The following is a 25301-nucleotide window of genomic DNA, read 5'->3' on the forward strand; positions in this document are numbered from 1 at the left end:
CGCAGACCTGGACGTTTTCAAAGCGTGACACTCATTACCCACCCCGCCACTCCCGTGCCGATCACAACCAGCCACACAGGCATCTTCCAGACCATCAGCGCCATCAGGGCAACCAGCGCGAGGCCGAAGTCTTGCGGCTTGAGAATCGCGCTGGTCCACACAGGTTGATAAAGCGCGGCCAGCAACAGACCAACGACCGCCGCGTTTACGCCAGCCAAAGCGGCTTGTGCACGCACGCTACGACGTAATCGCTCCCAGAAAGGCAAGGCGCCGACAACCAACAAAAATGCTGGGGCAAAGATCGCCAGCAAGCAGATCATGCCGCCCGCCCAACCTGAAGGTGGGATGTTCATGGAGGCGCCGAGAAACGCCGCGAACGTAAACAACGGACCCGGCACAGCCTGCGCAGCACCGTATCCGGCCAGGAACGCCTCGTTGTTGACCCAACCGGAGGGCACGACTTCTGCTTGCAGAAGAGGCAGAACCACGTGGCCGCCGCCGAATACCAAGGAGCCGGAACGGTAGAAAGCATCGACCATTGCCAGGCTTTGATCAGTTACCCGTTCAGCCAACAACGGTAGCCCCACCAACAACAGAAGAAACAAGGCCAGCCACATCACCCCGGCTCTGCGGCTGATCGGTATCGACAGCGCGTCGTGTTCGACACGTTGCGCAGGCTTGAACAGCATCAGCCCCAGCAGCCCGGCGACGACAATCACACTGACCTGCCCCCAGGCAGACGGCGCAAGCAACGCGACGCACGCTGCAATGACCATAAGGGTCATTCGCGGTACATCCGTGCACAGGTTTCGAGCCATTCCCCACACGGCTTGAGCAACCACTGCGACAGCCACGACTTTGAGGCCATGCAGAGCAACGGGCGAAAGAACAGCGCCATAACGGGACAGGCCCAGCGCAAACAAAATCATCAGCATCGCTGACGGCAGCGTGAACCCGGCCCAAGCAGCGAACGCACCGCGATAGCCCGCGCGGGACAGGCCCAAAGCGATACCGAACTGACTGCTTGCAGGTCCCGGCAGAAACTGACAAAGCGCGACCAGATCGGCATAGCTGCGCTCGGTCAGCCATTGCCGCCGACTGACGAACTCATGGTGGAAGTAACCCAAGTGAGCAACAGGACCACCGAATGAAGTCAATCCGAGCCGCAGAAAGATCAGAAACACCGACCAGGCACTGTTTCGTTCAGCGGTATAAGTGTCGGTCATGTAGCCGCGTTCCTTCTTCAATAGTCGCGCAACGATAGCGTATTTCGGTTTCTTGAGAAGTTACAGGGCCATTGTTCCATTGCCGTTAAACCACCGGGGACGATGATTGGCTGCTTCCTGTCGCACCATCTGCAACGGCTGGAGCATTGGCATCCGGAACAGAAGAGTAACCAGTAGCCGAAAGCTGCTACTCAGAATGCAAACGCCCAACAAGCCGCTCAGAGCTGCATTTCGGCGAGCGCCCTGCGCAGGGGCTCATCGGATATCTGAATAGGGCCGTGAAATGGCACATCCATGTCCAGCACGAGGTAAACAGAGGCCGCGATGAGCAATGACGAGACAATGAACATTCCAACCACCATCGAGTTCCGGGGTGCGCGGTATCCGAAACTGGCGAAGATGAGTGTCAACCAGGCAACCAGCATCCCGATCAGAGGGCCCGGAATCGCCCCTTCTGACTGCTCGACGATCCTCCAGCGTTGCTCGATAAGCGAATGATATTGCTGACGGATATCCTGAAGCATCGTTTCATGGAAGCGATCCGGTGGCTTTATGCCGGTCAACGACTTGCCTATGTCATCCAGGTATTTAGCCGCTTCGCTGTCGCGATGCTGCAAGGCCTCATCCCCTCGATACGGGGTCTCTATAGCGCGCTCAAGATAGGTGATCAGGCGGTTGCGCGTGTCTTGTGTGCCATCTCCATAGCCTCGTAGCGTCCGGTCAAAAATAATCAGGCTGGTTGCATAGCCATGGAAGTTTGCATCTATGGACTCGTAGGTGTTTTTGGCGGAATTGATCATCAGACCAAAGACCAGCGACGTCATGACCACAAAAATATTGGCGACCAGGCGAATGACGGTATTGGTCTCGTCATCGCGGTGGTGGGACGCCAGCTTGGGGTACCCATTCATCATGAGAAGCGAGGCAGCAACCAGGCACCCGAAAATGGCCAGTGCGATCCAGAGAGAGTTCATGCATCAGCACCCTGAACAGTGGAGTCAAGTCTTGGAGCATAGACTGTCAGGTGTTCTCGCAGAACTCGATATATCCGCGCCATGCGCCCTTGCACCTCAAGCCTGATCCAGTGCCTCGACCAACCCTTTGTCCTCACCCAGAAACCCGCCGCTTTGATGCTGCCAAAGCCGCGCATACACGCCGTTCCTCTCCAGCAATTCGCTGTGGGTGCCCTGTTCGATGATGCGGCCGTCATCCATCACAATGAGCCGGTCCATGGCCGCGATTGTCGACAGACGATGGGCGATAGCGATCACGGTTTTGCCCTGCATCATGTCATCGAGGCTTTCCTGAATGGCCACTTCGACTTCCGAATCCAGCGCGCTAGTCGCTTCATCCAACAGCAGGATCGGTGCATTTTTGAGCATCACCCGGGCAATCGCGACGCGCTGCCGTTGACCGCCCGACAGCTTGATGCCTCGCTCACCGACCAGCGTGTCGTAGCCGCTATGGCCTTGGCGGTCGCTGAGTTGACTGATGAACTCATCGGCCTGGGCGCTGGCGGCGGCGCTGCGGATTTGCGCATCGGTTGCGTCCGGACGGCCATAGGCGATGTTGTCGCGAATCGAACGATGCAGCAACGAGGTGTCTTGAGTGACCATGCCGATGGCGCTGCGCAGACTGTCTTGGGTCACTTTCGCGATGTTTTGCCCGTCGATGCGAATCTCGCCGCTGTCGACGTCATAGAAGCGCAGCAGCAAGTTGATCAGCGTGGATTTGCCGGCGCCGGAGCGGCCGACCAGACCGATCTTTTCACCCGGGCGGATGTTCAGGCTGAGGCCATCAAGCACCTGGCGTTCGCCGTTGTAATTGAAGTGCACCTTATCGAAAGTAACGGCGCCGCCCTTGGTCACCAGCACACCCGCATCCGGCGCGTCCTGCACCTTCGCGCCTTGCGTCAGCGTGGCCATGCCATCCTGCACAGTGCCGATGCTCTCGAACAGCGAGGTCATCTGCCACATGATCCAGTTCGACATGCCGTTAATGCGCAAAGCCATGGCAGTGATTGCCGCCACGGCACCGGCACCGACATCGCCCTGGTGCCACAACCACAGGGCGTAACCACCCGCGGACATGATCAGCCCTACCACCAAGGCCTGGTTGACGATCTCGAACCTGCTGACGAGACGCATCTGGCGAAAACCGGTCAGCTTGAAATCTTCCATCGCTGCACGGGCAAAGTGCGCTTCACGATTGGAATGGGAGAACAGCTTCACCGTCGTGATGTTGGTGTAGGCGTCCGAGATACGCCCAGTCATCATTGACCGTGCATTGGCCTGCTCCTGCCCGACTTTGCCCAGGCGCGGCACGAAGTACCACATGGCCAGCGCGAACAACACCGCCCAGCCAATGAACGGCAGCATCAGTTTCAGCGCAAAGCCACCGGCCAGCGCGATGATCGCGATGAAATACACGCCGATCCCGGGGATGATCTCGATCAGGGTAAACAGCACGTCGCGCACTGCCAGCGCGGTTTGCATCACCTTGGTGGTGACCCGGCCGGAAAACTCATCGGAAAAAAACGAAAGGCTCTGCCGCAGCATCAGACGATGGAAGTCCCAACGCAGTCGCAACGGCAAGTTAATCGCCAAAATCTGGTGCTGCACCATGGTGCGCAACGCCACCAGCCCGACGCTGGTTACCATGACGATGCCCATGCCCCACAACACGCGACTTTCCTGCACCGCCGCTTCACCGCCGGCCTGCCAGGTCGAGAGCAAATCCACAACCTGCCCGAGGAAGGAAAACAGCCAGGCTTCGTAAATCGACACAGCGGCACTCAGCAGCGCAAGCAGCAGAATGTAACCGCGCGCACCTCGCGTACAGGCCCACAGAAAACGCGCCAGGCCGTTGGGCGGCGGCGGTACCTCATCAGGCGGAAAAGGGTCGAGTCTTCGTTCGAACGCACGAAGCATAGTGATCTCCAAAACTTTCAAGTTGAGGGGATTCTGCCATTGAATGGTTGGCAGGAGGGCTTTGTGAAAAAGTGTGTGTCCGTGGGGACAGCTTTCGGCCATAAACCACAGATCGCTTTTCACGCAGCTTTCCAGCAGGTCGAATGATGCGCGTCTGCCCAGCTTAGGAATGCAATCCATCGAATTCGTATAACCACGGAATGTCCTGGCGCTGATGACGGTGCCCCTGACATCGGCTAAAGGCGTGGTCACTGAATCGGCAATTCAACCCGCGCCACCAGACCCCCGCCGCTGCGATTGCTCAACGTCAGTTCCCCGCCCTGCTCACGCACGATGGCCCTCGCCGCGGAAAGCCCGAGTCCGACCCCGCCGGTCTCGCGGTTGCGTGAGGTTTCGAGGCGCAAAAACGGATCGAACACGCGCTCCAGCGACTCTTCGGCAATCCCCGGCCCGTCGTCACTGACCTCGATGCAGATCGTGTAGCCATCGCCACTCAAGGCGATGCGCGGGTGTTGCGCGTACTTTTCGGCATTATCCAGCAGGTTGACGATCACTCGCTTGATGCCAAGCGGCCGCCCCTCATACACCCAGTGTGCCGGGCCGGTGTAGCCGACATCGATGTTCTGGTCACGGTAGTCATCGATGATGGTTTGCAGCAGTTCGGCAAGGTCAAACGCTGTAGTGGACTCGCGGTGGGTGTCCTCGCGAAAAAACGCCAACGCGGCGTTGATCATCGACTGCATCTCTTCGATATCACGAATCTGTTTGCCTTGGTGATCCAGGTCTTCCATGAACTCGCTGCGCAAGCGCATGCGGGTCAGCGGTGCGCGCAAGTCGTGGGAGATGGACGCGAGCATGTGCGTGCGTTCGCCGATGAAATGCTGAATCTGCGCCTGCATGGTGTTGAAGGCGATGATCGCCTGGCGGATTTCCTCAGGGCCTTCGATTTTGATCGGCGGGGCGCGCAGGTCACCACCGAAACGCCGCGCGGCGCTGGCGAAACGTTGCAGGGGTTTGGCCAGTTGGCGCGTGGCGATCCAGGCCACCAGCAAGGTAGCGATCAGTCCGAGGGCAATCACCACCGCAATCCGCGTACTCGCCTCCAGCCCCCAAACCCGTTCAGGTGGGGTGAACGACAACCAACTGCCATCGACCAGTTGCACAAGTGCGGCATAGTGCGCCTGCGGGCTGTGGCTCGGCCAGTCGTCGGGGTTGAAGGCTTCCATGGTTCGGCCATTGCCCAATAGCAATTGTAGCACCGGCACCCTGCCCGCTTCGACCGGATTGCCGCCCGCCGGCAGCCCGAAGTCGGCGCGCTGCGCTTTCCACGCCACTTTCAGCCGCGGACTGCTTGCCGCGTCCGCCAACTGCGGGCGCAACTGTACCGGCGCGGCCTCGATCACGCGCACGGTAGCGGCAATCTGTTCCAGCAAACCGGTACGCTCAATCGGCGGACGCGCCCAGATCCCGGCGACTTGCACGAACAAGGCATTAAGGGCCAGCGACGTCAGCATCGCCGCGACGATAGTCAGGGCAATCCGCCGACTGAGCGTGTCGCGCCGCAGCATCCGGCGGATCACGAGCGGCTGACCTTGGCCGTGAACATATAACCGCCGTTGCGAACGGTGCGGATCAGGTCCGGACGTTTGCAGTCGGGCTCGATCTTGCGCCGCAGCCGGCTGACCTGCACATCGATGCTGCGATCAAACGCGTCGTGGCCCTGGCCGTGAGTCAGGTCGATCAGTTGCTCGCGAGTGAGGATGCGTTGCGGATTTTCGAGAAACACCACCAGCAAATCGAACTCGCCACCGGACAGCGGGATCATCACGTTTTGCGGTGAACGCAGTTCGCGACAGGTGATATCCAGATGCCATCCGGCGAAGGCAATCACCGGCCGGGACGGTTCGCTCGGGTGGCTGACCGGTTCGCCTGCACGGCGCTGCACGGCACGCAGACGAGCCAGCAGTTCACGCGGTGCAAACGGCTTGGTGACGTAGTCATCCGCCCCCAGCTCCAGGCCAACAATGCGGTCGCTCAGTTCGCCCATGGCGGTGAGCATGATGATCGGAATGGCCATCTGCGCGCGCACTTTCTGGCACAGACTCAAGCCGCCCTCCCCGGGCAGCATCAGGTCGAGAATAATCGTGTCCGGTCGCTGCTGCGCGATCGCCGCCCACATCGCCTCGCCGTCCGCCGCCACATTGACTTCATAGGCGTGCTGGACGAAGAACTTCTTCAGCAGCGACAGAATTTCCACGTCGTCGTCGACGATCAGCAGTCTGCTCACGGGCACAGGATCCTCAATCCAGAAAAGAGCGCATCTAAAACCATTCTGGCGTCTGGGTCATTTATTTCAATCGCGCAACATTCCGTCACCAGCGACATCAACCGGACATCGTCCGGCAAAAACCCTCGTGCATCCTGCACTCCTTTCCAAATCAGGGGTTGTTCATGAAGGCCTTGCACAGCAGGTACACCGCCGAGGGGCATAAAGCCCAATATCCGTTGATCCTCAGCCAGCGCACGACAGCACCGACACACGATACGCCGGTCCTGTTTCAGGAGTTCTGCCTGGGGGTGTCCGGTGATCAGAGCCGGATTGTCCTGCGCCGTTACTTCGAGCAGTTCAGCCCGGCCAACGCTCAGTGGGTGGAGTATGCCCATTCGATCCCGGCCGCCGACCTCATCCACTGGATCATGACCCACGGCCAGTTGCACATCGAGTGCTCGGAAAACGCCCCGCACACCCACAAGGATTCACATTAATGAGAAGCCATTGCCTGATGACGGTGCTGTGTACTGCGTCCCTGAGCCTCTCGGCCTGCACCAGTCCAAGCGTCGAACACACTGGATTTCTGCATGATTACAGCGTTTTGAAGCAACACACATCGCCCTCGGGTCACGATGTATTGGGGTGGGTCAGCCCTGCTTTGGCCAGGGGGCGTTACACCCAGGCCTATCTGGCGCCGAGTCAGTTTTTCCCCAGCGCCGAGCCCACCGAACGCATCCCCCTCAGCACCCTCGCGGGTGTCACCGACTATTACGACGCGGCCCTCAGGCAGGAACTGGGCAAAGTCCTGCCACTGGTATCGACTCCCGGTCCCAATACGCTGATCGTCAGGCCCGCGATTACCCGGGTTGCCACCAGCACCCAAGGTTTGCGTTTTTACGAATGGTTGCCGGTCACACTGCTTGCGGCTGGCGTGAGCACCGCTACTGGCATTCGTGATCAAGACAGCGAAATCGCCACGGAAGTGTCGTTCGAGGACGGCTCGACCGGCGAAGTGGTTGCAGAAGTCATGCGCAAGGGCACCGGCGTGGCGCTGGACAACAGCAAACAGGTGCTGACTGCCGACGACGTCAAAGTGGTGCTCGATGGCTGGGCCAGTGATCTGGGTAAATCGTACGTGGCGATTCGAAAGTAGAACCCGTGGCGGGAGGCATCGGTCGTAAAGCGTTTTTTCGTCTAACGTAAAGTGCAGCTATCACCAGCCCACGGGGCAGAAGTTCTCTAGGAGCTGTCGAGTAAAACGAGGCTGCGATCTTTTGATCTTGTGTTTGAAAATTAAAAAAAGCCGCGAGCGGTGAATTATTTCGTGTCCTCATGTATCAGACCCATTAAGCACGCGCCATCAAATAGATGGCATTGACGCGACAAGATGGATCAGTAAAGAGAATACCCGGATGAAATCACGTAAAAGCAGCGTCAAACCGATTGGTCTGAAAGACATCACCATCGTCGACGACGTCAAGATGCGCAAAGCCATTACGGCCGCTGCCCTCGGCAATGCCATGGAATGGTTCGACTTTGGCGTCTACGGTTTTGTCGCCTATGCGCTCGGCAAGATCTTCTTCCCCGGCGCCGATCCTGGCGTACAGATGATCGCGGCATTGGCGACCTTCTCCGTGCCGTTCCTGATCCGGCCGCTGGGCGGCCTGTTTTTCGGCGCGTTGGGCGACAAGTACGGACGACAGAAAGTCCTCGCCGCGACCATCGTCATCATGTCCCTGAGCACCTTCGCCATCGGCCTGATCCCCTCCTATGACTCCATAGGCATCTGGGCGCCGATTCTGCTGTTGCTGGCGAAAATGGCCCAAGGCTTCTCCGTCGGTGGCGAATACACCGGTGCCTCGATCTTCGTCGCCGAATACGCCCCGGACCGCAAACGCGGCTTCCTCGGCAGTTGGCTGGACTTCGGTTCGATTGCCGGTTTCGTCCTTGGCGCCGGCGTGGTGGTGATGATCTCGGCGATTATCGGTGAAGAGCAGTTTCTCGAATGGGGCTGGCGTCTGCCGTTCTTCCTCGCTCTGCCGCTGGGCATGATCGGTCTGTATCTGCGCCACGCGCTCGAAGAAACGCCGGCGTTCCAGCAGCACGTGGAGAAACTCGAACAAGGGGATCGCGAAGGTCTGGCCCGTGGCCCGAAAGTGTCGTTCAAGGAAATCGCCACCAAGCACTGGCGCAGCCTGATGACCTGCGTCGGCGTGGTGGCGGTGACCAACGTCACTTACTACATGCTGCTCACTTACATGCCGAGTTACCTGTCGCATAACCTGCACTACAGCGAAAATCGTGGCGTGTTGATCATCATCGCGATCATGGTCGGCATGCTGTTCGTGCAGCCGCTGATCGGTTTTGTCAGCGACAAAATCGGCCGCAAGCCTTTCATCGTCATCGGCAGCATTGGCCTGTTCATTCTCGCCGTTCCAGCGTTCATGCTGATCAACAGCGGCAAGATCGGCCTGATCTTCGCCGGGCTGCTGATGCTGGCGGTGTTGCTGAATTTCTTCATCGGCGTGATGGCCTCGACCCTGCCGGCGATGTTCCCCACACACATTCGCTACAGTGCGCTGGCGGCGTCGTTCAACATTTCGGTGTTGATCGCCGGCCTGACGCCGACCGTCGTGGCCTGGCTGGTGGAAAGCACCAACGACCTGTACATGCCGGCGTACTACCTGATGGTGGTTGCCGTGGTCGGTCTGATCACCGGCCTGACCATGAAGGAAACGGCGAACAAACCGTTGCGTGGCGCCGCCCCCGCCGCCTCTGACCTGGCAGAGGCGAAGGAGCTCCTGCAAGAACATCACGACAATATCGAGCAGAAGATCGAAGACATCGATGCTGAAATTGCCGAACTGGAAGCCAAGCGCAAGAACCTGGTGCAACAGCATCCGCGGATCAACTGAGCCCTGCGTGGCCCGGTGCAGAAAACTGCCCGGGCTGCTGCCACATCTTCAGCACTGCGTGAGTCAGGACAGATTTTCCTCTGGCGGAGCTTCCAGCACCTCGGTGACATCGGCGGGCTGATACACCCAACCGATAAACAACGCATAGCCGACCGCCAGAATCACCGGCCCGGTGAACAACCCGATAATCCCGCTGGTCACCATGCCGCCGAGGGCGCCGATCAACACGACGGGCATCGGCACGGCCACGCCGCGTCCCAGCAGCATCGGTTTGAGCACATTGTCGGAAAGCCCGGCAACCACCATCCACACGCCAAAGATCACCGTTGCGGCGCTGACCCCTTGCTGAGCGAAAACAAAAATCACCACAGGCAGCGTGATCAACAGCACCGGTAATTGGGTGATGCCCAGCAACAGCACCAACAGCGCCAATATGCCGGCCGCTGGTACGCCCATGATCACCAAGGCAACGCCGATCAGCAGCATCTGGATAAAAGCGATGCCCACCACACCCTGAGCGACGGCGCGAATGGTCGCCGTGCACAATTGGGCGATCTGCGGCCCACGCGCGGGCCCGGAAATCCGCGTGGTGACGGCGACGGCGGTGCGATGGCCGCTTTCACCGTAAGTCATGATCAACCCGGCAACGATCAACGCTACGACGAACACCACAATGCCCGCGCCCACCCCGGCCGCTTGGTGCAGCATCACTCTGCCCCATTCCTTGAGGTGCGGCGCCAGTTCCTGGAAGGCCCAGCTAAGATCCTGCGAGGCGTGCTGCCAGATGCCGAAGATCGGTGGTCCGATCAGCGGCCAGGTCTCGACATTGGCCGGCGGCGGCGGGATTTCGAAATGGCCGCTTTCAAGCACCTGCATCCCGCCCTTCACCGACTCGGCCACCGATGCGCCCAGCAGGCTCAAAGGCACCATCAGGATCAGCAGCCCCAGCACCACCACAATGACCGCGGCCCAGCCGTAACGTTGACCGAGTCTGGCGCCGAGCATTCTGTTCAGCGGGTACAGGGTGACGGCCAGGATCAGCGCCCAGAGCATCACATTGAGAAACGGATGGAAAATGTCGTAACAGAACAGCACCAACGTGACGATCAACCCCGCACGGATCAGCACGTCAAGCAACGCTCTGGAACTGTTGAATGCGATCAGCGGTTTCTCTTCCACAGTGGTTCCCCCGTCAAGCGCATCGGTCGGACTGCGCTGAGCCTAGATCACCTCCTTGCATTCTTCCTGTTTGATTGATGGGCCCGCGAAGGGGTCATCGATAGACAAAAAACATCCCGCCGATTACTCCGCGCCCGGCATGGTGTTAAATAGGCGCCAGTCTTAACCTTGTCGCTAAAGCCGTGCACGAGAACTGATATGAATAGCTCTTCAAAAACCCATGACGCTCAACTGCAATCGGCGGTGAACGCATGATCGAAGTCACTGAAGTTTCCATCGCCCAACTGCGCGCAGCGCTTGAGTCCGGCCAGACCACGTCGCTTGAGTTGGTGCAGGCCTATCTCGCCCGCATCGATGCCTACGACGGCGCCGACACGGCGACAGCGCTCAACGCGGTTGTCGTGCGCAACCCCGAAGCGCTGAACGAAGCCAGGGCTGCCGACGCCCGCCGCGCCAAAGGCGAAACCCTTAGCCCGCTCGACGGCATTCCTTACACCGCCAAGGACAGTTATCTGGTCAAGGGCCTGACCGCCGCGTCCGGCAGCCCGGCCTTCGTTGATCTGGTCGCCCATCGCGACGCGTTCACCATTGAGCGCCTGCGCGGTGCCGGGGCGATTTGCCTGGGCAAGACCAACATGCCGCCGATGGCCAATGGCGGCATGCAGCGCGGAGTTTATGGCCGTGCCGAGAGCCCATACAACGCTGACTTCCTCACCGCACCGTTCGCCTCCGGTTCGTCCAATGGCGCCGGCACCGCCACGGCCGCGAGTTTTGCTGCATTCGGCCTGGCCGAAGAAACCTGGTCGAGCGGGCGCGGCCCTGCTTCGAACAATGGCCTGTGCGCCTACACCCCGTCACGCGGTGTGATTTCGGTGCGCGGCAACTGGCCGCTGACCCCGACCATGGATGTCGTGGTGCCGTACGCACGCACCATGGCTGACTTGCTCGAAGTCCTCGACATCGTCGTCGCCGAGGATCCGGACACCCGCGGCGATCTGTGGCGCCTGCAACCTTGGGTGCCGATCCCGAGCGTCAGCACCGTACGCCCTGCCGCTTACGCCGAACTGGCTGCCGACCGCACGGCGCTGGCCGGCAAGCGTTTCGCCGTGCCGCGCATGTTCATCAATGCCGACCCTGACGCTGGTACCAGCGAAGCGCCGGGCATCGGCGGCCCGACCGGCCAACGCATCAACACGCGCGCGTCGGTGATCGATCTGTGGAAACAGGCGCGTCAGGCACTGGAAGCTGCCGGTGCCGAAGTGATCGAAACCGACTTCCCGCTGGTCTCCAACTGCGAAGGCGACCGTCCCGGCGCACCGACCGTGTTCACCCGTGGGCTGGTGTCCAAAGAGTTCCTCCACCATGAACTGTGGGACCTGACCGCCTGGGCTTTTGACGACTTCCTGCAAGCCAACGGCGACCCGAAGCTCAATCGTCTGGTCGACGTCGACGGTGCGAAAATCTTCCCGCACGAGCCGGGCACTCTGCCCAACCGGGAGGGTGACCTTGTCGCCGGCATGGACGAATACGTGCGCATGGCCGAGCGTGGCATCACGCCGTGGAATGAAATTTCCACTGTTCCCGATGGCTTGCGTGGCCTGGAACAAACCCGGCGCATCGACCTTGAGGACTGGATGGATAAGCTGGGCCTCGACGCCGTGCTGTTCCCGACCGTCGCCGATGTCGCCCCGGCGGATGCGGATGTGAACCCGGAGTCCGCCGACATTGCCTGGAGCAACGGCATCTGGGTCGCCAACGGCAACCTCGCGATCCGCCACCTGGGCGTACCCACCGTCACCGTGCCCATGGGCGTGATGGCCGACATCGGCATGCCGGTCGGCCTGACCTTCGCCGGCCGCGCCTACGACGACTCAAGCCTGCTGCGCCTGGCCGCGGCGTTTGAATCGACGGGCAGTAAACGCATGATCCCGCCACGCACCCCGCCGTTGTCATAACGCGGTCAAGCTGTGAGAGCGAGCCTGCTCGCGATGGCGGTGTGTCAGTTGATAGAAATGTTGCCTGACGCACTGCAATCGCTGGCAAGCCAGCTCCCACAGGTTTTTGGGTGTCACCCAATATCCTGGGCACACCTCGAGTCCCTGTGGGAGCTGGCTTGCCAGCGATAGCGCCCGGTCAGTCAACATCGTGGGTGAATGACCTGCCGCCATCGCGAGCAGGCTCGCTCACAGCTTTTTGGGTGCAGCGACCACATTCAGCACACCGGCCCAATCCCTGACTGCCGAATGCCGTGATCATCAGCGCCATCTACTTTGCTGCTGGCCACTGATAATGATCGACTGCACGTCATCGCGTATCACCCTGCTTGCGCTGCTCTGCGGTCTGAGCACCACGTCAAACGCGGGCGGGTTTTTCGAAAACTCCCAATCTGCGGTACTCAGCCGCCATTTCTACCTGAACAACGACTACCGCTCACCCTCATCCACCGGGAAAAACTATAAACAGGAGTGGGCACAAGGGTTTATCGGTACTTTCTCATCGGGTTTCACACCAGGAACAGTCGGCTTTGGCATCGATACGCACGCCTTTATAGGCATGAAACTCGATGGCGGCAGGGGCCATTCGGGCACCGGGTTGCTGCCGGTCGACAGCAATGGCCGCAGCGAAAACAACTACTCCAGCGCTGGCGGCGCCCTCAAGTTGAAGGCTTCGCGCACCACCCTGGCGTTCGGCGAAATGACCGTCGAAACCCCGGTATTCGACACCTCTGACAAACGCCTGCAACCGGAATACGCCACCGGTTTTCTGCTCAGCAGTCAGGAAATCGACAACATCAATCTACAAGCCGGGCATTTCACGGCATTCAAGAATCAGGACAGTTCTTCCAGGAAAGATGATTTTTACGGATACGGTGCCAGCACGAAATCTGGCGCTATCAGCTTTGTCGGTGCCGATCTTTTTGCTGACAGCCCACTGGGTGGCGCGCTGTATGCGTCCGACCTGAGCGACACCTGGCAGCAGTTCTACGGCAACCTGCACTTCAGGCGCCCCGGCCTGTTGCTCGACGCCAACTTCTATCACACCCGCGACACCGGGCGGGCACTGGCCGGGGCAATCGACAACACCGCGTTCAGCCTCTCGGGCAAGTACACCCTCGGCCCGCATGCAGTGATGCTCGGCTGGCAGCGGATCAATGGCCACACACCGTTCGATTTCGTCGGCGGCGACTCGATCTACCTCGCCAACTCGATCAAATACGCCGACTTCAACGGTGCCGGTGAACGTTCGTGGCAAGCACGCTACGACCTCGATCTCGGCGCTTTTGGCGTTCCTGGCCTCAAGTTCATGACCCGCTACGTCTCCGGCAGCCACATCGATGGCACCCATGCGCCCAAGGGTGGCGCCTACAATCCATTTGATGCCGATAGCGGCGAATACCAGCCGCAGCAAGGCGATGGTGGCAAACACTGGGAGCGCGACATCGATCTGAAATACATCGTGCAGTCGGGCGCGGCGAAGGATTTGTCGGTGCAGGTGTCGCACGTTTCGCACCGGGCCAATGAAGCACAGGCCGGGGATGATATTGATCGGATTTACGTGGTGGTGGAGTATCCGTTGGGGCTCTGACTGCGCATGGCTGAACATCGCCTTTAATCCGTCACTCCGGCATCTCACCGATAATCTCAATCAGATCATCCCGGCTAATGTCATTGGCCTTGACCGCCGCGGCAACGTCGCGCCTGGATAAAGGGAAACGTTTAAAAATGTTGTTCAACGTAACGGCATCAATGCTTTCCAACCACTGCGGGACAACCACCGAGCCGCCATACTTGGGCTCCATCGTCACCGTTTCGTGATCAATCGGGCCTTTGTGGTTGAAGTAGACCAGGTAACGTGTGAACCCTTCCGGGGAACTTTTATCTTCATAAAGCGTGGTGCCCACCGGCAGTACGTAGCGGGTTTCATCACCATCGCGCCCGCCAATCAGCAGCGGCGTTGTGGTTCTGATCATTGGCATCCCACGTGTCACCGTGGCGTGCGTGATTACGTAGTAAAGCCATCCCGCAGCATTCGCACACACCAACAGGGTGAAGAAAAGCACGGTGCTTCTGGTTGGATTTTTCAAGCGGATCTCCGGCAGTCCATTGTCAGGATTGCCGGATGGTACAGGGTAGGCCCTGGCGAAGGCTGCGATCTTCTGTTTGCAAAGTGGCGGAAGGCAGCCGGAGTCGAACCTGCCCGGGAACGGATGCCGTCCCCAACCGGGTTTGAAGCCCGGCCGCGCCACCGGACGCGATTGCCTTCCTTGAACTCAGTGCGCGTCCGCCATGGCCAACGCGTTGTCGTAACGAATGAGTCGAGTTTCACCGCTGCGCCGGGTCAGGCCGAGACGGTCGAAGTATTCGAGGTATTGAATTGAGCGCTTGCGTCCCAAGCCTAGCGCATCGCGGAAGGTTGTCACCTGGATCTGCGGATTTTCCTTGGCCAGTTGCAACAATACGGTCGCCATCTGCCGCAGCATCGCGTCGCTGATAAACAGGTCGCGCACCACTTGATGCATCAGCCCAAGGCGCGCGAGTTTGCGCAGCAGCAAGCGGACGACGGCGTCGTCTTGCTCAACAACTCCGGCGATGTCGCGCACCCACGGCGGATCGAACCCGGCCTGTTCGAACAGCGGTTGCAGCTGAAGCCACAAGGTTTCGTCTTCGGCATTCAAGCGCACCTGATGATCCGGCAGGTGCAGCCACGGCCCGCTGGCGTTGATCGAACCGGCGCCGAGCAATTCGTCCAACAGACTGACAAAAATAGAGCGCTCCAGCACCAACCCGCTGAAACGCCGAAGACGATCCCGATCCGGGCCCATCTGATCGGGCTCCAGTTCATGAAATTTCGCCAGTTGTTCCAGCAGGATGAATTTCAGCTGGCCCCAGCGCTGCACGTTGAACAGCACCGGCCCTTGGCGCGTATCGATCAACCGGACGTTCTGCGGCAATGACCAGTCTTCACGCGGACGATTGAACTGGCGCTCCAGCCGTTGCGGATCGAGGCCGCCGGCACTGTGATTGAGCAGCACCGGCAGCACCTGCTCAAAACGTTCACTGCGCGCCAAGGCCTCGAGTTGCGCCAGCCGTTCGGGGCTGCGCCGTTGGCGGGCCGGGGCGAACGGGTCGAGTACTTGGCCGCCGCCGAGGGTGCGCTGGGCACTTTGATCGCGCAGGATCAGCCGATCCCCCCTTACCGCGTGCACCGGCGCGTTGATCAGCAATTGCGCGAACATGCGTTGGCCGGGGTTCAGGCGCGGGCCTTCGAGCAAGGCGACGCGGGCGATCACGTCTAGAGTGCCGAGGTGCAGATGCACCGGGTGGAAGTGCTCGAAGGGACGTTCGCCGGGCAACAGTTGAAACTCGATATCGACCCGTTGCGTCGGCGCGTACAGCCACTCGCTCAGCAGCCATTGGCCGCGGTGGATTTGCGCCAGTGCCAGGCGATCGCCGCTGATATTCAATGCCACCCGCTGCCCGGCGAACCCGTGTTCGGAGGGCTGATTCTGCGCGTGTAAACCACGAACCCTGACGGCTTTACCGGCAGGCCCCAAAACCAGTTTGTCGCCCAACGCGACCACGCCCGACAGCGCGGTGCCGGTGACCACAATCCCCGCACCGGCAACGCTGAAAGCACGGTCGATGGCCAGACGAAAACCTCCTTCTCGACTGCGCTCAAGCACTTCACGTTGGCTCTGCAACAAGATCTGTCGCAATTCATCAATGCCCTGCCCGCTCACGCTCGATACAGCCAAAATCGGCACCTCGGCAAACGGTCCGGCTTCGAGCAAGTCCAGCGTCTGGCGCTGCACTTCCTCCACCCTGCCCGCCTCGACCCGGTCGCACTTGGTGATCGCCACCACCGCGCGGGGAATGCCGAGCAACTGGACAATTGCCAGATGTTCGCGGGTTTGCGGCATCACGCCGTCATCCGCCGCGATTACCAGCAACACCAGATCAATGCCTTGCGCGCCGGCGAGCATGTTATGAGTGAATTTTTCATGGCCAGGCACATCGATAAAACCGCTCAGCCCGGCACCCGGTTCCAGCTCGGCATACAGATAACCGAGGTCGATGGTCATGCCGCGTTCGCGTTCCTGCGGGCGGCGGTCGCCGGTTTGCCCGGTCAGCGCTTGCAGCAACGAGGTCTTGCCGTGGTCGATGTGCCCCGCTGTGCCGACGATCATTGCGCGACCTGCAATAGCGACAACTGCCCCAGCCATGCGGGCTCGTCGTCGAGCTGGCGCAGATCCAGCCACAACGCGTCGTCATCAATGCGCCCGAGCACCGGGATCGGCAAGGCACGCAGCGCGGCTTCAAGGTTGAGCAGATGACGGCCGCGTAATCGCCTGGACACTTGCGGGCGCAAACACAGCGCCGCACTGGGCAAGCGCGCCACCGGTTGGCTGCCGCTGCCGATCATGCCGAGTGACTGCACAGCAGCAACACGCCAGACCTCGCCCAAAGCGCCAGCCATGGCCGGTTGCAATCGTGACGCCTGCGCAAAAATGTCGGCTTGCGCACGGGTCAACAGGCGCAGGCTCGGCAATCGTTCGGCCAGTCGATCCGGATCGCGATACAAACCCAGCACGGCTTCCAGCGCCGCCAAGGTCAGTTTGTCGACCCGCAATGCACGCTTCAGTGGGTTCTTCTTGATTTTCGCGATCAGCGCTTTGCTTCCGACGATCAATCCGGCCTGCGGGCCGCCGAGCAACTTGTCACCACTGAAGGTGACGATATCGGCGCCATCAAGCAGCGCCTGTCGCACCGTCGGTTCTGCGGGCAACCCCCAGCGCGTCAGATCCAGCAGACTGCCGCTGCCCAGATCCTCCAGCAACGGCAGCCCGTGACGATGCGCCAACTCGGCCAACTCGGCGGTCGCCACCCGCGCCGTAAAACCCTCAATGCTGTAATTGCTCGCATGCACACGCATGATCAAACCGCTGCGCGGGCTGATCGCCGCTTCGTAATCACGGGCATGGGTGCGATTGGTGGTGCCGACCTCGTGCAGACGCACGCCGGCGCGGGCCATGATGTCGGGGATGCGAAACGCGCCGCCGATCTCGATCAACTCGCCGCGCGAGATGATGCCTTCCTTGCGTGCCCCGAGGCTGTTGAGCGTCAGCAGCACCGCCGCGGCATTGTTGTTGACCACGGTGACGGCTTCGGCGCCGGTCAGTTCGCGGATCAGGCCCTCGATCAAATCATCACGGTCGCCGCGTTTACCGCTGGCCAGATCAAACTCAAGATTGAGCGGATACCGTGCCGCCATTTGTACCGCTTCGATGGCTTTTTCAGGCAATAGCGCCCGGCCGAGATTGGTGTGCAACACCGTGCCCGTGAGGTTGAACACCCGCCGAACCTGGCTGCGTTGTTGCTGCACAAGCCGTTCGCCGACCCGGCCGGCCAGCACATCAGGACTGATTTCAGCCGCCGACAACTGCCCGTTCACCACACTCGAGCGCAGTTCATCCAGCAGTTGTCGCAAACTCGCCAGCAACGCCTCACGCCCATAACGCTCGGCCAACGGCAGACACGCCGGGTGACGCAACAAACCATCAATGGAAGGTAATCGCAGGGCAACACTTGCAGACATCTGCCACTCCCGAAACAAAAGACTGTCCGGCGAGTGTAGACGCTGCGGTCATTCGTCTCCCGGCGCCAGCAGCAGATTGGGCGCCAGACGCTGATAGCCGTCCTGCGCCAGACGCATGTCCAGCAGCAAACTGCTCAGATCAGCCGACAACGCCTCGGCGTCGGCATCGTTCTCCAGATAGAGCAATTTCAGATAGCTGTTGCAGCCCGGACAGACTTCGGCGCGCAGCGGCGCCTGATTGGCGGCGTGGCGATCGTCCTCAAAGCTCAGGTAGTCGAGGCCCTTGCTCGACTCGCAATACACGCATTTGACCCTCACCACGTGCCATTCACAGGCGCACAGCGAACACACCAGATAGCGCAAGCCGTTGTGTTTGCCGCGATGGCGAATCACGCCGATCATGGCCGGTGAACCGCAGGCCGGGCATTGGCTGAGGCTGTCGCCGGGTTTGAGTTGCAGGTTGGGCGCGCTGAGCAGCCAGTGGCTCCACGCGGTTTGCAGCGCCGCGCCCAAAAACGGCACCAATTGCGCCGGCACCATGGAATATTGCCCGCTGACCAGCGCCACCCCCCAGCTGCGCAATTGCCCAGAATCGGCGCTGCGCAATGTGGCGATTGCATCGATCACAGCGGGTTGCTCGGGTGCTGTGTAACGCTGCAACAAAGCCTCCAGCCAGGCTTGCCAGTCATCTTCGCGAATTAAGGTATCGGCGCCGAACGGCGGTAAACCGTGTTGCTGGCACAGCGCAAGCCGTTGTTGATCGATTGGCCCGGTCGACGGCGGCTCATCCAGGACTTGCTGCTGCGCCCGGCACAAACCGGCGATCAAGCGCAGATACTCGGCCAACGGATGCCCTACGGCCAATCGCTCCAGGCGTTCGGCGCGCAGGGTGAAAAGGTTGTGCGGTGGCAGGTGCAGAAACGGCGGCGAACTGGCCGCCGCTTCGATTTCTCCGGGTTCAAGAATGCTTGGCAAAGGTCAGCCCTTTTTGGTGATCGGTCGCTCTGGCACGTCCGGATTGCGTTCATCGCGGGTGATGTCGCGATACCACAGTGCGTGGTGTTTCTTCGCCCAGGCGCGGCTGACCCAACCATGCAGCATCGCGTCGACCGAGCCCTTGATCCACAGCCCGGCGTAGATGTGGATGATGATGCTGAGGATCAGCACAAACCCGGCCAGTGCATGCAGCAGCATTGACCAGCGGATCAGGGTAATGCCGAAAAACGCGCTGAACCAGGCGCGCCAGATCACCAGCCCAGTGAACAGCAACGCGAGCATGCACAGCAGTAAAGTCCAGAACAGCAGCTTTTGCCCGGCGTTGTACTTGCCAACCGGCGGCACGGCTTCTTCGTCGTTGACCAATACCCGATCAATGCGCCGCAGCCACTGCCGGTCGTTGGCGATGAAGACGTTGGCGCGCCAGAAATTGAACACCAAACCGAGAAACAACACGAACATCGCCACCCCCATGAACGGGTGCAGAATCCGCGTCCACGGTCCACCGCCGAACAGATGGGTCAGCCAGAACATCGATGGATGAAACAGCGCCAGCCCCGACAGCCCGGCCATGAAAAACACAATCGCCACCAGCCAGTGATTGGTGCGCTGGTTGGCGGTGTAACGCAGGATCGTCTTATTGCTCATGGCCGGTCCTCCCCGCGTGGGTCGAAGGTGTGCACCGCCGGATCAACGACATGCACCGAGGTGTCGGGCGCGGTCGGATGTTCATCCTCTTCAACCCGGTTCGGGCCGATGCGCACGTAGTGGAAGAACCCGGCCAGCACCGCCGCGCCCATCGCCAACAAGCCCAGCGGTTTGCTGATGCCTTTCCACAAGCCCACCAGCGGACTGATGGTCGGCGCGTCGGGCAGACCGGCGTAAATCCTCGGTGTGTCAGCGTGGTGCAGCACGTACATGACGTGAGTGCCGCCGACGCCGGCCGGGTCATACAAACCGGCGTTCTCAAAGCCACGGCTTTTCAGGTCGACGATGCGTTCGGCGGCGTGTTCCTTCATGTCTTCCTTGGTGCCGAAGACGATGGCGCCGGTCGGACAGGTTTTCACACAGGCCGGCTCCAAACCCACCGCGACTCGATCCGAACACAGCGTGCACTTGTACGCCTTGTGATCTTTTTGCGAGATACGCGGAATGTTGAACGGGCACCCGGTGATGCAATAGCCGCAACCGATGCAGTGATCCTGATCGAAGTCGACGATGCCGTTGGCGTGCTTGATGATCGCACCGGGGCTGGGACACGCCGTCAGGCACCCCGGCTCGGCGCAGTGCATGCAGCCGTCCTTGCGGATCAGCCATTCGAGGTTGCCGGCGTCGGTTTCGTGCTCGGTGAAGCGCATCAGCGTCCAGGATTCTGCGCTCAGGTCCTGCGGGTTGTCGTAGGTGCCGTGGTTGTGGCCGACCTCGTCGCGCAGTTCGTTCCATTCCGAACAGGCGACCTGGCAGGCCTTGCAGCCGATGCATTTGGTGGTGTCGATCAGCTTGGCCACGGCCTCCTGATTCCTCACCGAGGGCGGCACCGTGGTGGTGGCCGAGCGGGCAATGATGTCTTGGCTGGCCATTTACAGTTTCTCCACGTTGACCAGGAATGACTTGGATTCCGGGGTCTGTGTGTTGCCATCGCCGAGGAACGGCACCAAGGTGTTGGTCAGGTAACCGTGACGTGTCAAACCGGTAAAACCCCAGTGCAACGGGATGCCGATCTGATGCACCACCTGGCCGTTGACCTGCAGCGGCCGGATCCTTTTGGTCACTACCGCGACCGCTTCAATGAATCCGCGTTTGCAACTGACCCGCACTCGATCACCGGCCGCGATGCCCTTCTCTTTCGCCAGCACCTCGCCGATTTCGACAAACTGCTCAGGCTGGGCAATCGCGTTCAACTTGCAGTGCTTGCTCCAGAAGTGGAAATGCTCGGTCAAGCGATAGCTGGTGCCGGCGTACGGGAAGTCCTTGGCTTCGCCGAGGGTTTCCCAGACCGAATCGAAGATCCGCGCTGCCGGGTTGCTGGTGGCCTGCTTGTTTTGCGGGTGCAGCGGGTTGATGCCGATGGGGGTTTCGAACGGCTCGTAGTGCTCGGGGAATGGCCCTTCATTCATCTTGTCGACGGCGAAGAACCGCGCCACACCTTCCGGGTTCATGATGAACGGATTCATCCCGGCCTCCGGCGGCACGTCGGCCTTGTAGTCCGGCACATCGGTGCCGGTCCAGACTTTACCGTTCCACCAGACCAGACGCTTTTTCGGATCCCACGGTTTGCCCGCAACGTCTGCGGAAGCGCGGTTGTAGAGAATCCGCCGATTGGCCGGCCAGGCCCAGGCCCACCCCTGGTGCTGATGCATGCCATACGGGTCGGCATTGTCGCGCCGGGCCATCTGATTACCGGCCTCGGTCCAGCTGCCAGCGAAAATCCAGCAGCCGGACGCGGTGCTGCCGTCGTCCTTGAGCAAGCCGAACCCGGCCAGTTGCGTGCCGGCCTTGACCGTGGCGCCGGTGGCATCGGTAAAGTCTGTGACGGCGCTGCCGTTGATCTCTTTGGCCAGTTCTTCCGGGGACGGTTCGTCGGCGATCTTGTACGGCCACGTCAGTTTCAGCAGTGGGTCGGGAAACTTGCCGCCCTCGGCCTGATAACGCTTGCGCAGGCGCAGGAACAGTTCGCTCATGATGCGAATGTCGGTTTGCGCTTCGCCCGGGCCATCGGCGCCCTTCCAGTGCCATTGCAGCCAGCGGCTGCTGTTGACCAGCGAGCCGTCCTCTTCGGCGAAACAGGTGGTCGGCAGGCGAATGACTTCCGTCTGGATCTCGTCGGTTTTCACATCGTTGTAGGGCCCGACGTTGTGCCAGAACTCCGACGTTTCGGTGGCCAGCGGGTCCATCACCACCAGCCATTTGAGTTTGGCCAACGCGCCCATCACACGGTTTTTGTCAGGCAACGCGGCGATGGGATTAAAGCCCTGGCAGAAGTAGCCGTTGACCTTGCCCTGGCTCATCAGGTCGAACATCTTCAACACGTCATAGTTGGGGATGTCGAGTTTCGGCAAATGGTCGTAGAGCCAATTGTTCTCGGCCGTGGCGTGGGCGCCGTACCACGACTTCATCAGGCTGACGTGGAATTTGCTGTAGTTCTGCCAGTACGAGAGTTGCCCCGGCCGCAACGGCACTTGCGTGCGTTTGTGGATGTAGGTGGCGTAATCCTGCTCGGTATCGGTGCCCAGTGACAGATAGCCCGGCAGCGCATTGGAGAGCAATCCGAGGTCGGTCAGGCCTTGAATGTTCGAGTGCCCGCGCAAGGCGTTCACCCCGCCGCCCGGCATGCCGACATTGCCCAGCAACAGTTGCACCATCGCCGCACTGCGGATGATTTGCGCGCCGATGGAATGCTGGGTCCAGCCGAGCGCGTAGAGAATCGTCATGGTCTTGCCCGGTATCGAGCACGTGGCGATTTCGTCCCAGATTTTCTGCATGGCATCGACCGGCATCCCGCAGATCTGGCTCGCGAGGTCGATGGTGTAGCGGCTGTAATGCTGCTTCATCAACTGATAGACGCAGCGCGGGTCTTGCAGGGTCGGGTCGACTCGGACGAAGCCGTCCTCGCCCATTTCGTAGCCCCAACCGGATTTGTCGGTATAGCTGCGCTTGGCCACGTCGTAACCACTGAAGATGCCGTCCTCGAAGCCATAACCGGCTTTGACAATGAACGACACATCGGTGTAGTTGCGCACGTATTCGTGCTGGATCTTGTCCTCGGTCAGCAGGTAATTGATCAAACCGCCCATGAAGGCGATATCGGTACCGGTGCGAATCGGCGCGTAGTAGTCAGCCACCGAAGCGGTTCGGGTAAAACGCGGGTCGACCACGATCAGCCGCGCGGCGTTGTGCGCCTTGGCCTCGGTCACCCATTTGAAGCCGCACGGATGCGCTTCTGCTGCGTTGCCGCCCATCACCAGGATCAGATTCGCGTTAGCGATATCGGTCCAGGTATTGGTCATGGCACCACGGCCGTACGTCGGGGCAAGACTTGCCACCGTCGGACCGTGTCAGACACGCGCCTGGTTATCGAACCCCAGTAGACCGAGGCTGCGAATCACCTTCTGGGTGATGTAGCCCGCTTCGTTGGACGCCGCCGAGGCCGCGAGGAAACCGGTGGTCAGCCAGCGATTCACCGTTTGCCCCTGCTCATTCTTCTCGATGAAGTTGGCATCGCGGTCGATTTTCATCAGATCGACGATGCGATCCAGCGCTTCATCCCAACTGATCCGTGTCCATTCGCTGCTGCCAGGTTTGCGCGTCTGCGGATACAGCAAACGGCCCGGGCTGTGAATGAAGTCCAACAGGCCCGCGCCTTTTGGGCAGAGGGTGCCACGGTTGACCGGGTGGTCGGCGTCGCCCTCGATGTGGATGATATTTTGCGCGACATTCTTTCCGGCATCGCCCTGGCTGTACATGATCAAACCGCAACCGACCGAGCAATATGGGCAGGTGTTGCGGGTTTCATGGGTGTGGGCAAGCTTGAAGTGACGCACCTGCTCGGCGAAGGCAGGCGTCGGGGCCATGCCCAACGCGCCCAGGCTAGAGCCTGCAAGGCCGATACCGGCGACCTTGAAGAACTGACGACGGCTGAGATCCATCGTGCACTCCTGATCAGGTGGAACCCGGTACTTGAGCCGGGCTTTATCTGGACAAACACGGTTGCGGCAACGGGTGCCCGCTTTTTCACTGTAGACAATGACCACACAGACTGTGTGAAAACCGACCGTCGGCCGTTTGTCGGGGCTCTCCCTGACAACTTCAATTCCACAGGTTTTGTGTGCTCCCACAAGGTCATGGGCTTATCATGGCGAACAGAACTCACCCGCCTTCACGAGACCGCGCATGACTTTCGATTTTGATCAGGTATTCGACCGCCACAACACGGGCAGCACCAAGTGGAGCCGCTATTCGGCCGACGTGCTGCCGATGTGGGTCGCTGATATGGATTTCGCCGCGCCGCCGGTGGTCATCGAGGCGCTGCAACAGCGCTTGCTGCACCCGCTGGTGGGTTACAGCGTCGCGCAGGACAACCTGCGTGAAGCCATCGTTGCCGACCTCTGGACCAAGTTCGCCTGGAAAGTCCAACCGCAAGAATTGATCTTCCTGCCGGGCGTTGAATCCGGTTTCAACATGGCGCTCAAGGCGCTGGTGCAGCCGCAGCAGAATGTCGTGGTGCAAGTGCCGAACTACCCGCCACTGCGCCATGCGCCGGCTCACTGGGGTTTGAACAAGGTTGAGCTGGAATTCGTGCCGCAGGCTGACGGCACCTACGCCACACCGCTGGACACTTTGCGTGATTCGCTGCACGGTGGCGGCGCGCTGTTGCTGAGCAACCCGCACAACCCGATCGGCAAAGTGTTCGGCCGCGATGAGCTGCAAGCGGTGGCGGACATCTGCGTGGCGCAGGACGCATGGATCATCTCCGACGAAATCCATGCCGAGCTGTGCTTCGATGGCCGCGTGCATATTCCGACCGCTTCGCTGAATCCGCAAATCGCCCAGCGCACGATCACCCTGATGTCGGCGAGCAAGGCCTACAACATCGCCGGTCTCAAGACCTCGTTCATGATCATCCAGGACGCTGCCCTGCGTGAACGCGTCAATCACGCCCGTTGCGGCATGGTCGACAGCGTCAACCCGCTGGGCATGGAGGCCACCCGCGTCGCTTACAGCGAAGGTGGACCATGGCTTGCCGAGTTGAAAACCTACCTGCAGGCCAACCGTGATTATCTGGTTGCAGCGGTTCGCAGTCGTTTGCCGGGCGTGAGCATCAATGTGCCGCAGGGGACTTATCTGGCCTGGCTCGATTGCTCGGCGCTGGATCTGGAAAACCCTCAGCAGTTCTTCCTTGAACAGGCCAAGGTAGGGTTGAGCGCCGGGCTGGACTTTGGCGATCAGAATCAGCAATTCGTGCGGCTGAACTTCGGCTGCCCGCGGTCGTTGCTGGAAGAAGGGATTGCGCGGATGGAACGGGCGTTGGCTGATCGTAGTGTCTGACGCTTAGCGAGAAGCTCCTGCAGGGTCTTTGAGATCAACGCAAAAACCTGTGGGAGCGAGCTTGCTCGCGAAGACGCCAGTCAACTCGCCGCAACACCTGGAAATGAGTAACATGGCAGCCCTCCGCGCAGCCCCGATCTGC

Annotated in this window: 19 protein-coding genes and 1 tRNA gene; 6 read left to right on the forward strand and 14 right to left on the reverse strand. The window is 60.4% G+C overall.

The window, feature by feature from the left end:
• Positions 1 to 17: 17 nt before the first annotated feature.
• The 5 genes from chrA to AB4P91_RS19480 form a co-directional block, all read right to left on the reverse strand.
• Positions 18 to 1226: a chromate efflux transporter gene (gene chrA, locus AB4P91_RS19460; RefSeq protein ID WP_395603443.1), complete on the reverse strand. Its 1209-nt coding sequence runs from the start codon at positions 1224 to 1226 to the stop codon at positions 18 to 20.
• Positions 1227 to 1444: 218 nt separating this feature from the next.
• Positions 1445 to 2200, reverse strand: coding sequence for a hypothetical protein (locus AB4P91_RS19465; RefSeq protein ID WP_395603444.1), 756 nt, complete (start codon positions 2198 to 2200; stop codon positions 1445 to 1447).
• Between the two features lie 96 nt (positions 2201 to 2296).
• Entirely contained in the window at positions 2297 to 4156 is a 1860-nt protein-coding gene (locus AB4P91_RS19470; protein ID WP_150596343.1) for an ABC transporter ATP-binding protein, read from the reverse strand.
• A 248-nt stretch (positions 4157 to 4404) separates the two neighbouring features.
• Positions 4405 to 5736 (reverse strand): ATP-binding protein, encoded by a 1332-nt coding sequence (locus AB4P91_RS19475; RefSeq protein ID WP_395603445.1) that lies wholly within the window; start codon positions 5734 to 5736, stop codon positions 4405 to 4407.
• On the reverse strand, positions 5733 to 6443 hold the full coding sequence (locus AB4P91_RS19480) for a response regulator (protein WP_395603446.1): 711 nt from the start codon (positions 6441 to 6443) through the stop codon (positions 5733 to 5735). Before AB4P91_RS19480 ends, AB4P91_RS19475 begins: the two co-directional genes overlap by 4 nt.
• A 164-nt stretch (positions 6444 to 6607) precedes the next feature.
• Here AB4P91_RS19480 and AB4P91_RS19485 point away from each other — a divergent pair, with 164 nt between their 5' ends.
• The 3 genes from AB4P91_RS19485 to proP all read left to right on the forward strand — a co-directional run bounded on the left by AB4P91_RS19485 (position 6608) and on the right by proP (position 9343).
• Positions 6608 to 6922, forward strand: a complete 315-nt coding sequence (locus tag AB4P91_RS19485; RefSeq protein WP_150596340.1) for a hypothetical protein — start codon at positions 6608 to 6610, stop codon at positions 6920 to 6922.
• Positions 6922 to 7581 (forward strand): DUF3313 domain-containing protein, encoded by a 660-nt coding sequence (locus AB4P91_RS19490; RefSeq protein WP_150596339.1) that lies wholly within the window; start codon positions 6922 to 6924, stop codon positions 7579 to 7581. Before AB4P91_RS19485 ends, AB4P91_RS19490 begins: the two co-directional genes overlap by 1 nt.
• A 259-nt stretch (positions 7582 to 7840) precedes the next feature.
• Positions 7841 to 9343, forward strand: coding sequence for a glycine betaine/L-proline transporter ProP (proP, locus tag AB4P91_RS19495; RefSeq protein ID WP_150591797.1), 1503 nt, complete (start codon positions 7841 to 7843; stop codon positions 9341 to 9343).
• A gap of 63 nt (positions 9344 to 9406) precedes the next feature.
• Here proP and AB4P91_RS19500 read toward each other — a convergent pair whose 3' ends face one another.
• On the reverse strand, positions 9407 to 10522 hold the full coding sequence (locus tag AB4P91_RS19500; RefSeq protein ID WP_395603447.1) for an AI-2E family transporter: 1116 nt from the start codon (positions 10520 to 10522) through the stop codon (positions 9407 to 9409).
• A gap of 251 nt (positions 10523 to 10773) precedes the next feature.
• Between AB4P91_RS19500 and AB4P91_RS19505 the strand changes: the two genes are divergently transcribed.
• Both AB4P91_RS19505 and AB4P91_RS19510 read left to right on the forward strand, forming a co-directional pair.
• Entirely contained in the window at positions 10774 to 12477 is a 1704-nt protein-coding gene (locus AB4P91_RS19505; RefSeq protein WP_395603448.1) for an amidase, read from the forward strand.
• A gap of 334 nt (positions 12478 to 12811) precedes the next feature.
• On the forward strand, positions 12812 to 14107 hold the full coding sequence (locus AB4P91_RS19510; protein WP_395603449.1) for an OprD family porin: 1296 nt from the start codon (positions 12812 to 12814) through the stop codon (positions 14105 to 14107).
• Between the two features lie 31 nt (positions 14108 to 14138).
• Here the strand turns inward: AB4P91_RS19510 and AB4P91_RS19515 are convergent, their stop codons facing one another.
• The 8 genes from AB4P91_RS19515 to fdnG all read right to left on the reverse strand — a co-directional run bounded on the left by AB4P91_RS19515 (position 14139) and on the right by fdnG (position 23760).
• Positions 14139 to 14606: a hypothetical protein gene (locus AB4P91_RS19515; RefSeq protein ID WP_395603450.1), complete on the reverse strand. Its 468-nt coding sequence runs from the start codon at positions 14604 to 14606 to the stop codon at positions 14139 to 14141.
• An 84-nt stretch (positions 14607 to 14690) separates the two neighbouring features.
• Positions 14691 to 14786: transfer RNA gene (locus AB4P91_RS19520), tRNA-Sec, on the reverse strand.
• Positions 14787 to 14792: 6 nt separating this feature from the next.
• A complete protein-coding gene (selB, locus tag AB4P91_RS19525; protein WP_395604983.1) occupies positions 14793 to 16709 on the reverse strand; it encodes a selenocysteine-specific translation elongation factor in 1917 nt (638 codons plus the stop codon).
• The gene (selA, locus tag AB4P91_RS19530; protein ID WP_395603451.1) at positions 16706 to 18118 is read right to left on the reverse strand and encodes an L-seryl-tRNA(Sec) selenium transferase; all 1413 of its coding nucleotides are present in this window, start codon (positions 18116 to 18118) and stop codon (positions 16706 to 16708) included. Before selA ends, selB begins: the two co-directional genes overlap by 4 nt.
• Before the next feature lie 48 nt (positions 18119 to 18166).
• On the reverse strand, positions 18167 to 19093 hold the full coding sequence (gene fdhE, locus AB4P91_RS19535; RefSeq protein WP_395603452.1) for a formate dehydrogenase accessory protein FdhE: 927 nt from the start codon (positions 19091 to 19093) through the stop codon (positions 18167 to 18169).
• 3 nt (positions 19094 to 19096) lie between these two features.
• A complete protein-coding gene (locus AB4P91_RS19540; protein ID WP_395603453.1) occupies positions 19097 to 19762 on the reverse strand; it encodes a formate dehydrogenase subunit gamma in 666 nt (221 codons plus the stop codon).
• Positions 19759 to 20694, reverse strand: a complete 936-nt coding sequence (gene fdxH / locus AB4P91_RS19545) for a formate dehydrogenase subunit beta (RefSeq protein ID WP_150591789.1) — start codon at positions 20692 to 20694, stop codon at positions 19759 to 19761. Before fdxH ends, AB4P91_RS19540 begins: the two co-directional genes overlap by 4 nt.
• Entirely contained in the window at positions 20695 to 23760 is a 3066-nt protein-coding gene (fdnG, locus tag AB4P91_RS19550) for a formate dehydrogenase-N subunit alpha (RefSeq protein ID WP_395603454.1), read from the reverse strand.
• Positions 23761 to 24004: 244 nt separating this feature from the next.
• Between fdnG and AB4P91_RS19555 the strand changes: the two genes are divergently transcribed.
• Complete coding sequence (locus AB4P91_RS19555; protein WP_395603455.1) at positions 24005 to 25159, forward strand: MalY/PatB family protein; 1155 nt, start codon at positions 24005 to 24007, stop codon at positions 25157 to 25159.
• Positions 25160 to 25301: the final 142 nt, after the last annotated feature.

Source organism: Pseudomonas sp. B21128, assembly GCF_044218865.1.
Taxonomy (GTDB): Bacteria; Pseudomonadota; Gammaproteobacteria; order Pseudomonadales; family Pseudomonadaceae; genus Aquipseudomonas; species Aquipseudomonas iridis.

Bases quoted from the DNA above. Each gene is read 5' to 3' on its own strand.
- proP (WP_150591797.1), top strand. From the start codon at position 7,841: ATGAAATCACGTAAAAGCAGCGTCAAACCGATTGGTCTGAAAGACATC.
- AB4P91_RS19470 (WP_150596343.1), bottom strand. From the start codon at position 4,156: ATGCTTCGTGCGTTCGAACGAAGACTCGACCCTTTTCCGCCTGATGAG.
- chrA (WP_395603443.1), bottom strand. From the start codon at position 1,226: ATGACCGACACTTATACCGCTGAACGAAACAGTGCCTGGTCGGTGTTT.
- AB4P91_RS19540 (WP_395603453.1), bottom strand. From the start codon at position 19,762: ATGAGCAATAAGACGATCCTGCGTTACACCGCCAACCAGCGCACCAAT.
- selA (WP_395603451.1), bottom strand. From the start codon at position 18,118: ATGTCTGCAAGTGTTGCCCTGCGATTACCTTCCATTGATGGTTTGTTG.
- AB4P91_RS19510 (WP_395603449.1), top strand. From the start codon at position 12,812: ATGATCGACTGCACGTCATCGCGTATCACCCTGCTTGCGCTGCTCTGC.
- AB4P91_RS19485 (WP_150596340.1), top strand. From the start codon at position 6,608: ATGAAGGCCTTGCACAGCAGGTACACCGCCGAGGGGCATAAAGCCCAA.
- fdxH (WP_150591789.1), bottom strand. From the start codon at position 20,694: ATGGCCAGCCAAGACATCATTGCCCGCTCGGCCACCACCACGGTGCCG.
- AB4P91_RS19490 (WP_150596339.1), top strand. From the start codon at position 6,922: ATGAGAAGCCATTGCCTGATGACGGTGCTGTGTACTGCGTCCCTGAGC.
- AB4P91_RS19465 (WP_395603444.1), bottom strand. From the start codon at position 2,200: ATGAACTCTCTCTGGATCGCACTGGCCATTTTCGGGTGCCTGGTTGCT.
- AB4P91_RS19505 (WP_395603448.1), top strand. From the start codon at position 10,774: ATGATCGAAGTCACTGAAGTTTCCATCGCCCAACTGCGCGCAGCGCTT.
- AB4P91_RS19555 (WP_395603455.1), top strand. From the start codon at position 24,005: ATGACTTTCGATTTTGATCAGGTATTCGACCGCCACAACACGGGCAGC.
- selB (WP_395604983.1), bottom strand. From the start codon at position 16,709: ATGATCGTCGGCACAGCGGGGCACATCGACCACGGCAAGACCTCGTTG.